Source organism: Candidatus Thiopontia autotrophica (genome assembly GCF_982804495.1).
On the sequence record NZ_CEYDPX010000007.1, the window covers coordinates 41159 to 52225 of the forward strand.

Here is an 11067-nt window from a genome sequence, read left to right on the forward strand (position 1 = left end):
TCCCCTGCTATATCATCTGCCCCATCTGGAAGATTGGCAGATACATAGCAATAATGATAAATCCAATCGTAGCCCCCATGAAAACAATCATTATTGGTTCAAGCATTGATGTGAGATGCTGAACTGCGGCATCTAGCTCCTCTTGATAGTATCTGGAGATTGACTCAAACATCTCTTCCATATTTCCTGTCTCCTCCCCTACTTTTACCATCTGGGCAAATGTTGCAGGGATAATCTCCTCCTTCTCAAATAGTTCTGATAGTGGGCTTCCAGAAAAAACACCCAATTTGATGTTGTTCATTGATTCAAGAAGAGGAATGTTGGTGGTTGAGGTTGCAGATATCTCTAGTGCCTCGAGAAGAGGAACACCAGCAGCAGATAGATTACCAAGGATGAGACCAATTTTAGAGAGTCCAGATTTGATGATGAGATCGCCAATTAACGGCATCTTTAACAGTATCCGATGGTATTTACGACGCCACGTATAATTTGATTGCACCTGCTTTTTTAGAAGATAGAATCCTACAGCCACACCACCAAATGTTATGCCTCCTCTCATCGGATCTCGCACATAATCACTTGCCGACATAATCATCTGAGTAAGGGCAGGAAGCTCTCCCCCTACCGACGCAAAAAGTTCAACAAAGATAGGCACAACATAGATCAGCATGATTGATATCACCGCTAACGACACAACCAAAAGAATCACCGGATAAAAAAGTGCGCTTTTTATGTTCGCCCTGATTTCTGCAGTCTTTTCCAGATTCTCAACCAGCTTTCCAAGGAATGAGTCAAGCTTGCCGCTTGCCTCCCCAGCCTTCACCAAATTGACATAAATATTCCCGAACAGCTTGTCATACTTTGAAAAAGCAACCGAGACTGAGTTTCCTCCCTCAATATCCAGATGAATATCTTTCAGAATTTTTTTGAAGGATTTATTATCCATCTGCTCGGTAAGCAGCGCCAATGTATCCACAACAGGGAGACCAGCCTTAACCATGGTAGATAATTTTTTCGTGAATACCAGAACATCTTTTGGCTTGATATTTTTTTCCGAGTCTTGTTCAGAAAAAAGTTTAGATAGCAGACTTTTACCGCTTCCCTTCTGATCAACGCTATCTATGTGGGAGATTATTATATGACGCTTTCTTAGAAGGTATGCAGCCTCATGCTCATTCTTTGAATCAATGATACCCTCCTTATAGGCACCATCTTTTAATCCTTTCCATGTGAATTTCGCCATTTATTACTACTAATAAATTAAGTAATCATCACGCGATGAAACTCTTCAAAACTGATCTCTCCTGTCTGAAGATGGCCACGTGCACTTTTTTGCATAGTAATAAATCCCTCTTCACCAGAGATTCGTTCAAGGTCATGGATTGATGCATTATCCAAAATGGCCTCCTGGATCCGGTCAGTAATCTTCAGAACCTCGTAAATTCCCCTTCTTCCCCTGGTTCCACGTCCGTGACACTCATCACAACCATCACCCTTGTATGTTTTTATTCTTGTTACCTCCTCAGGAGAGAATCCCACAGAACGCAGCATATTTTCATCCACTGAATCATCTATAGTTTTGCATGATGGGCAGATCTTTCGCGCCAATCTTTGTGCAATAATGAGAGTTAGCGAGGATGAAATCAGATATGGCTCAACTCCCATATTCAATAGACGGGTGATTGTACTAATTGCATCATTTGTATGGAGTGTACTGAGAACCAGATGTCCTGTGAGTGCCGCTTTCACCGCAATATCAACCGTCTCCCTGTCACGAATCTCACCAACCAGTATGACCTCAGGGTCCTGTCTCAAAAATGAGCGTAGTGCACTTGCAAAGGTAAGGCCAATATTCTCCTTAACATGCACCTGAGCAACACCATCAAGGTTGTATTCCACAGGGTCCTCAACTGTCAGAATATTGATCTCTTCTCTATTAATTCTCTGCAGTGCTGCATATTGTGTTGTGGTTTTACCAGATCCGGTCGGACCTGTGACCAGCACCATACCTTGAGGAGCATCAATTGCACTCTTGACTTTATGTAGATCACCCGCATCAAATCCAAGGGAATCAATCGACATTGATATTGCCCCCTTATCCAGAATACGCATCACCACTCGTTCACCATTATTGGTTGGTAGTACAGATATTCGAAGATCCACACTGGTGTTCCTGGCATTAAAAACTATCGCACCATCTTGTGGAAGCCTCTTTTCAGAGATATCCAGTGTTGCCATAATCTTTACACGGGTGGTAACCGCAGCATAATGTTCATGCAAAAAACTTGATTCAGATGAGACTGAAAACCCACTTATTAACTTTTCTGATTGAGCGGATAGAACGCCATCTACTCTGTAGCGCAGTCTTGAACTATCACGAAATGGCTCGATGTGAATATCACTGGCCCCCTCAATAATAGCCTGCTCAATAATCTGATTTACATATCTTACAATCTCAGAAGAGTCTTCATTATCTTCCGAAGTGTTATTTTGCTTATCCTGTCTCTGTGCCGTAGATCCAAAATACTTTCCTTGTCTTCTGGAAATAATTGACCTCACCTCATCAAAGGTCACCACAAATGTCTCAACCCTGCGTCCAGTCAAAATCTTTACATGCCCCATAACACTCAATGCTGTAGGGTCGGCAATAGCAACCTTGATTGTATCAAGTGATCTGGAAAATGGGATTAACTGATTTTCAATGATAAAATCATCGCTCAGCATAGCGTAGGATTTATCTTCTACATCATCATTTTTTTTGAGTGAGATCCGTCTTAGCCCATAAAGACTGGCAATTTCATCTGCCAATTTTTCCTGCGTCAAAAATCCATTATCAATCAGCGTCTGTATAAGGCACTCACCACTTTCAGCTGATATCTTTTTGTTATTATCTAAAATATCAGATGTAATGCTCTCCTGCGAAAGCAGTTGGGTAGCTACCGTATTGGTTACATCATCAGAGAGACAGATCATAAGATGGTTTTAAACAAACTAAATAACGTGAGGTGAAATAAATATCAACAACTCATCCCTATCTATATCATCTACATCAGAACGGAACATATTACCAATCAATGGAATATCACCAAACAGTGGTACTTTTGTCTCCGTCTTCTTCTCAACATCCTCATAGATACCACCAATTACAACTATAGATTTGTCTTCAACAAGAAGTCTGGTCTTAATCTCCATCTTGTTAATCGGTGGTGTTGATCCTGTTCCAACAGTATCTTTTTGAAGCGCAATATCAATAATAATATTACCGTCACCAACAATAGTTGGAGTCACATCAAGTTTAAGAAGTGCCTCTTTGAATGAGACATCAGTGTTAGAGCTGCCATCACCAGTAGGGGTATCGTATGGCTGCTCCTTACCCTGGGATATGGTTGCTGTCTCTGTATCCAATGTGTAAATTTTTGGGTTCGAGACAGTTTTACTGACCATCTCTTCCTCTAACGCATTCAGTGCAGCCTTAAGTTGTGCAGAGGAGGTATTAACCAGTACACCAAAACCACCCACAGCACCTGTTATAGATGCACTCACAGCCTGGCCAGTAGTGCTGCTCAATGTAGGTGCTCCTGCTGTTCCAGACAGTATTCCTGAGTATTCATTGCTCTTGGCAGTACCAGAACCTCCAGGTCTATAGAACCCTAGCTCTGCACCTAATCTTTTATCAAAATCCTTCCCTGCCTCAACAATAAATGCCTCAATCAGAATCTGTTTAGTACGTACATCAATCTTCTCAACCAGGGTGGCTATCTGGTCAAGCTCTTTTCGTGCAGCCTTGATTATAAGACTCTTCTGCCTCTCATCTGCTGTAATCTGTATTCTAGATCCTCCAGGCCCAGCATCTGCATTTACATCCCGCATCATCTCCAAAATTTGTGATCTGACAGTCTGCAAATCAGCATAGAATATACGCAGAATCTCAGTCTCTAGTGGTTCTACTCCCTTCTTCAATGAGAGATTCTGTTTCATTCTCTCGATACGTTCTCTCTCAAAATCCTCCTGTGCAATTAACGTATCACCTTTATGAATGCGAATGATATTAGCCTCATGATCCACATGCATTGCAAGACCCTTTGTCTTTAACATTGCATCAAGTGCCTTATTCCATGGAACATCAAGCAACTGTATGGATACAAAACCTGATACCTCGTCACCCACCAGAATATTAGTATTAATCGTTGCGGCCAACATCTTCATGGCTGCATGTATATCCACCCCATCAAAATTGATAGTTATATTGAAAATACCATCCTCAATCCCAATCTGTTTGCTGATTGATGTGTAATCGTCCACCTCCTCACGATTAATGAACACCCTCTTTTTCTCTATCAAACTTACCGACAGAGATTTACTTACAGCAGGTCCTATTTCCAGTGTTTCATCAATGACCTGCTGATTATTCTTCATGAACTCTTTTGGTGAAATTTGTCTCTCACTTAGAACCCCATCATCCTTCGTTTTATTATTTGAACATCCCACTAAGAGAGTCAGTGCAACCAATGCTGTCATACATAACCTTATGAGATTTCTAGTAGCCATAACGGGCGGTCTCCTCATTGTTACGTACTTTAATCACAACCTTTTGTTCATCCTGCATAAGAACCATGCGATCTTGTAGTATCTCCTCAATTACGGCATCACTCTTTCCTAGAGTATCCCCCTTCTGCATAAAATAATCCTTGCCTGGACCAGCGTTTACCAAAACGATTGCCTGCTCATCAGATAAGATGATCCCCTTCACAAAGTACTTGGTAAGATCTAACGCTTTCAATGGATGCTCAGCAATCTGATCCTCTACTGTCACATCCTCACCGGGGACACCTTCTGGCATCATGGGTGGAGGTGGCAAAACCTGCTTAATGAAAACATGTGGAGTAAAAGGGTTGGGCAGTTCCTCAGCATAATTTGCCGTTGTGTAAAGGATTGCACAAACCATACTCAGCATTATCTTCATATTCATATCTATACCATTTTCCCTCATGGAAGACGATAGGTAGAGAGAGTTACATGTACGTTAACATTCCCTCCCCCTTTTTCGTTATCCATAGTGATTGTCTCTTCTTCTGTATTTACAGCCTTTTTCAATTCTGAAAGACCTTTTATAAACCTCATGTACGCAAGATAGTTGCCAGTCATACTGATATCAACCTTCATCTTGTAATACAAAACCTCTCTGTCACTACTCCTCTTCTTTTTCTTTTTGCCTTTCTTTCTCTCTTCATAAATAGCCTCTGGTCTCTTCCTGCTAAACCCAGATACCTTCATGCCATATCTGATTGCCAACTTACTAATACTCTCATACAACTCTTCAAGCTCACTTTCTGAGTGGAATATCCTGGTAAGTCGCTCATACTCTACCCTTTTCTCCTCCAGAAGTGCGGTCTGTATATCAAGCTTTCCATTGATCTGTGCCAGATCTTTTTTAAGTGATCCAATCTTTTTGTATTTTCTCTCAAGCTCACTTATTTCCGCCTGATATGGATAATACACAGTAGCTACAGCTGCAGCAATAGAGACAATAGCCAAGGTCAGGACAATTAATAATTGTTGATAACGCGCTACCTCACTGTTCTCCTCTATATCCTGCATGGAGTTGACAGCCATCTTGTTACTCTCTTTTTTGCCCAGCAGATCTTTAATCTTTGCGCTAAATGATAAGGCAGCCATCACTTATCCTCCTTTACACCAGCAGGATCTTTACCCTTTACAACCTTGACAGGATTTTTGAGAGTCACAATGATCTTGAAAGCCTTGACCTCATAACGCTGATCTACCATCTCATTCTCAAGACTTTTTAGCTCCATGGTGGAGAGCACAATACCATCTATTTCATCACCCTTGGAAAGAGTATTTATATAATTAAGAATGCTTTCATCGTTGATTGCATAGCCCACAACATCAACAGAGTTATCTCTCTTATAGCGTATGGAGTGTAGCCATGTAGATTCTGGAATGGAGGAGTTCAGAGTCTTAAAGAAGTTCCAAAGCTGCATCTGGTTGGTTGTTATCTGTTCACCAAACCTCAGATTTGCACTCAATTTTTTCTTATCCGCAAGTAATTTTGTTAGCTGCGCCTGCTTCTGCTCAACATCGGCCTTTAATTGTGCATATGGTGCGACACGTTTTAGAAGTGTCGCTTTCTCGTTAGAGAGAATCATATACTCTATCCCCCCTGCACCGACACTCAATGTAACAATCACAATAATCAGCAGACGTAGCAGAATATTCACCTGCTTCTTCTTCTTGAGCTTTGAGCGATCAGGAAGGAGGTTGATGTTTTTTACACCAGTTATATATTTGTAGTATCCAAAGATATCCAGGCTTCTGGAGGCGAGACCAATAACTGCAGTGAAGACTGACCTGTTTTTATGTTTCTTAACGAGATCCTTTGCCTTATCAGATAGCTTCATCTCTGAGAATGGATCATAGTAGATGATGTTGCGATCACTTAACGAGTTTGCAAGCAACTCTAGATAGTTCCTGACATTGGTGAGATCAGAGATCACATAGAGCGTTTTGATGGAACCAGACTGATATTTCTGCTCATAGGCAGAGAGTATCTGCCGAATCTGCATGGAGTATCTATCAAAGAAGCTGTCCGCCTCTTCATCATTAAAGCTACCACGATCCAGATCTCGTTTATCGCTATCCTTGACAAAGATATCTGTAATATGTGGAGTATCATCTTTTACGATCAGCAGATAATTCTCTACAGCCCCAAACTCGACGATTGCCACAGCATCACCTGAGGGTTCACCTTCAGTATTGAGCACAATATCAAAAGCATTGCGGTTAGCAAAACAACGGACATCTACGATTATCGTCTCAAGACCGGCGTTACGGATAATCTTGTTATAGGCATTGATATCAGATAACTTGGACGCTACAAATAGTAGATCCATGGTGTTTGTCTGTATATGACGCTTGATAACCTGATGAAATATTGTGTATTGGCTCAGGTCCTCAGAGATATGTACTATATTTTCCCACAGTGATTCAAATTCAATCGCACTCTGAATCTCATTGTCCGTCATTGACGGCATGCTGATTACTTTGATGATCGCATTGGATACAGGGATGGAGATAGCGACATTTTTGGTCTTTATCTTCTCCTGCTTAAGAATTCTTTTGAGTGCATCAGTATAGAGATTAGACTGATCAATCGGGGATAGTGATTGATCTACCTCGATAAGCTCTTCTATAAGATCAAGGACCCTCCACTCTTTATTCTTCAGGGCAAGTCTAGCGACCCGTATTGCCCCTGGATCAAGATCAACACCAATGATCTCCTCATCTGCACGGCTATATTTGCTGAGCACACCCAGGAAAGCATTTAGTATTTTTGTATCTTTCGCCATAACTCTATGATCACTCTAGCATATATCTACCAGTAATTAAATTGATCCAGATCATCAGAACTCCTCTCTCCAACTCTTCATTTTGACACCTTCCCAACTTGAGAGATCACCAGGTTCACCCATCAGTAGATTATCCTTCTTGACCCATCCCTCAGGGAGCTCAAAATCTGTAATGGAATCACCACTAATTCCAAGATAGAGCTTTCCTCTGTATAAGGTAGGCACAGTTGCTATTCCGGTACCTAAATCAACAGTAAACTTCTCACTGCCACATTGGTAATCTACACCGGTAATGGAGGTCTTTCCAAGTGCACACTGATCAGTCGTTAGAGGTTCGTATCTAGAGAAGAAGACAGTGCCATAACTAACCATAGCCTTGGATGTCGTCTTTTCACCCGGTTTCAGTTCTATCTTCCACCCATTGTCATCATCGGCGGAACATGCCTCTTCATCTCCAGTAGTATCCAGCAGACTGTTTTCTGTAAATTTAGTTTCTGTATCAACCAGCGGAAATTTTTTCTCTTTAAGTCCGAAGAAACGGTTATCAATATTCTGAGAGCCAGACATTAACTTTTGCAGATCCCCTGTACCGTAGAACATTCTTAGTGTGTTATCTGTTCCCATTGCTGGAGCAACAGAGTGATAAGAGTATCTGCCATTCAAATTGTCTGCCTCTGCATCAAAGACCTGCTTCATAGAGAATGCTACATCCTGATTAGTAAGGTTCAACTTCCACAACTTACCCTCAAGATCAGAGAAATAGACCATTGCCCCTGTGTAGTCAGCCTTGTCACTACTATCAGGTGTAATTGCAGTAAGGAACGCAGGTACAGAGTTAAAGATCTTATTACCACTAAGATCCTCAACCTCAATTTCATGAAGCAATTGCCCACTGTTTTCCAGATCAACAATATAGATAACAGACCCATACTCTCGGATATTGCCGCCATTAAAGCCCCCTCCCATTACAGCAACCCATCTGCTCTGCCCAGAGATAGGAATCCGGAGAATCAGTGGTTTTGACCATGCCTCACCTAATTTATCAAAGCTATCTGTGGTAGATTTCTGGCCATTCCTCCCCACCCATCTGGTTCCAGTTCTTGTGTCAGGATCATAGGAAAAACTAAACATATGCTCAGGTGAATCTGGATTAGTAACATCAAGAACATAATATCCATGACCACCCATGCCCAAACCTCCCATCAAAATAGTATGCCAGCGACCACTAAAATAGATATCCTTGATTACAGGTGATCCATCAACCCCAAAGATACTGCTACTTTTGTTGGGTTCAGCTGACACCATATCCTTTAGCTTTGGAACGACCATAGGTGGAATGAAGGCCCACAACTCCTCACCACGATTTAGGTCAAAGGCATGAAGCATCCCATCATTTGCGCCCGCAAACACAACTTTATTGTTATTTCTATATGAGTGTGATTTAGAGAAATTATGGTATCCCAACTCATATCTGTAACCAGCATCAGTATGTGACTCTTCGGGATTGTCTGTCACTCTTGCATTCGGACCACCCATCACTGCCAGCTCGGCATGATAAATATCACCAAGTTTCCACCGTTCAGTCTGATCTGGTGATTGATCATTAGGAAACTCGTTGAAAGAATCTTCGCCACGAACAAACTTGATTAATTTTTCAGCCTCTTCAATATCTATATTTGTATGGCTATCTCCATAGAGAAGGGGTTTTAATGAATTTACCTTATTGGGTGTAAAGTTATTCTTGCCGTTCACAGTCAAACCATCACCAACTGTGAAGATATTACGATTGTCAGAACTTTTCTCAAAGAGCAGGTCACCAGCATTCCATAATTCCTTTCCAACAGTCCCATCTCTTTTCAATTCATATTTTTTCAACTGCCCTTCCCACTGGTGCCCGACTCTAATATTGAATGATGCTTGCAATATCGAATCTTTACCTCTTGGTTCAGTTCTAGGGATAATAACTGGGGGTGGAAAGGTCAACAACATCTCTACATTAAGGTCAGTAGGTTCAGGGTCAGGCTCATCACCATCAGAGACTATCCCCTCACATACCTTGGCACAGATGCTGCCAGCACGATTAGAAGATACTACTGTGCATTGTGGCAATGTCTGGGAAACTTTTGGTGATACTCCAGATGACTCCCCGTAAGGAGCTGAGAGGAAAGGGACGTAGGGGATAAAGCTGTATATATTAATATCGTCAGATCGATCATAGATCATTTTCGAGTCAATTGTGTGATGATTGCCAGTATTCCAAAAGTTATACTTTGCAATCATGCCACTTGTATCATTTGGTGTTGTGCCAATTCTTACTGCGAATTTATCAGTTGAACAGAAGTTGTTTTGCACAATAGTCGCCGGATCATCGCCAGAAACTTTTTTCTGATTAAAAATAGCATACTCGTTATAGGCACTACCACCTTGTCCCTTTTGACGGCAAAAAGTATTACTATTGATCTTAAAGCTAAATGCCCCCTTCTGATTGTCATGGACTCCACCAGAATATTGGACTCCAGAGCTCTCTATAAAGGTGTTATTGGATATATCATACAGCCCAGCACCAACATTAATACCTCTACTATCCCTGTTAAAAGCATTATTCTTTATTTCAACTAAAGCTGGCTTTGTCCATTTATCATAAGAGCCACCATAATTTTTATAGTAGTTTGACACTGACCGGTGTGGGTGTACGTACACACCATTACTACGATTTACAAAATTATTATTATTAATTGTGATTTTTTCAAGTTTATTGTTAGAAATGTAAACCCTGGAATTCAACCCAATATCATTATCATTAATAACAATAGAGCCTTTCCCGGGTTTTCCCCAATAATCAAGAGGAACTCCACAATCATTACAAGTAATACTACTATGATCCATGGTGTTGTCAGTTACTACTGCAGTTCCGCGAAGATTTTGGCCGCTAATAGTAATACTTTTCAATATCGAATTATTTAAATTAAAATATCCAGTCAAAACCCTATCTCTTTTACTAAACGTAATAGACCCTCCAGTCATTTTTAAATGAGAGAGGTTCAGTGTGTATATAGGATTATCAGGATCACCGGCTGGCTGAATATTTGTGTTATTAACAACGACCTTGCTATCTTTTGATCCGGCAAAGTCCAGCCCCCCTTCCACTTTAATCTTCTTATACTTTCCTTCAATCTTAACGCCTGGATTCGCCCTAAGTGTTACCCCTTTTGGTATCTGCACATCTTCAATAATATTATAGACAGAGCAAGTTGTAGGGTCTAATGCGGGTGTACCAGGAAGGATCATTCCGCCTAATGTACAAGCTGGAGCATCTTCTGGTGCACTACCCTCTGCTTCAGCAGCACAAGCTGCCTCTAGGGCTGATGACAAGTTTGGGTTTCTCTCTTGATTATGCACGCCATAGCTGATAGTGCGCTTCACATCAAGATCAACCAAATGATCAAACACCATATTTCTTTGTATTGCTGTTTTGTCGGTAGTATTCCAGTAATTATTTCCAGCTTTCATTCTGGCTGATTTTTGAGAAGAAAGCTTCAATGCAACTCTATCCTTACTACAAAACGTATTATCTTTAATATTTAAACTATCGTCTGAGGATCGAATATTCTGAATAGCATAACTACTAATTTGAGCGATAAAATAATTACTATTGATCTTAAAGCTAAATGCCCCCTTCTGATTGTCATGGACTCCACCA

The 11067-nt window shown here is 41.0% G+C and carries 7 protein-coding genes; all 7 read right to left on the reverse strand.

The features are described from left to right. Positions 1-7: 7 nt before the first annotated feature. The gene (locus AC3ZFK_RS03760) at positions 8-1243 is read right to left on the reverse strand and encodes a type II secretion system F family protein (RefSeq protein WP_487506995.1); all 1236 of its coding nucleotides are present in this window, start codon (positions 1241-1243) and stop codon (positions 8-10) included. A gap of 17 nt (positions 1244-1260) precedes the next feature. Beyond that, on the reverse strand, positions 1261-2973 hold the full coding sequence (locus tag AC3ZFK_RS03765; protein WP_487506996.1) for a GspE/PulE family protein: 1713 nt from the start codon (positions 2971-2973) through the stop codon (positions 1261-1263). A gap of 18 nt (positions 2974-2991) precedes the next feature. Continuing rightward, positions 2992-4416: a type IV pilus secretin PilQ gene (pilQ, locus tag AC3ZFK_RS03770; RefSeq protein WP_487506997.1), complete on the reverse strand. Its 1425-nt coding sequence runs from the start codon at positions 4414-4416 to the stop codon at positions 2992-2994. Between the two features lie 121 nt (positions 4417-4537). Beyond that, on the reverse strand, positions 4538-4969 hold the full coding sequence (locus AC3ZFK_RS03775; protein ID WP_487506998.1) for a hypothetical protein: 432 nt from the start codon (positions 4967-4969) through the stop codon (positions 4538-4540). Between the two features lie 17 nt (positions 4970-4986). Next, positions 4987-5676, reverse strand: coding sequence for a hypothetical protein (locus AC3ZFK_RS03780; RefSeq protein ID WP_487506999.1), 690 nt, complete (start codon positions 5674-5676; stop codon positions 4987-4989). After that, positions 5676-7367: a pilus assembly protein PilM gene (gene pilM, locus AC3ZFK_RS03785; RefSeq protein ID WP_487507000.1), complete on the reverse strand. Its 1692-nt coding sequence runs from the start codon at positions 7365-7367 to the stop codon at positions 5676-5678. Before pilM ends, AC3ZFK_RS03780 begins: the two co-directional genes overlap by 1 nt. Before the next feature lie 54 nt (positions 7368-7421). Then, complete coding sequence (locus AC3ZFK_RS03790) at positions 7422-10907, reverse strand: pilus assembly protein (RefSeq protein ID WP_489433730.1); 3486 nt, start codon at positions 10905-10907, stop codon at positions 7422-7424. Positions 10908-11067: the final 160 nt, after the last annotated feature.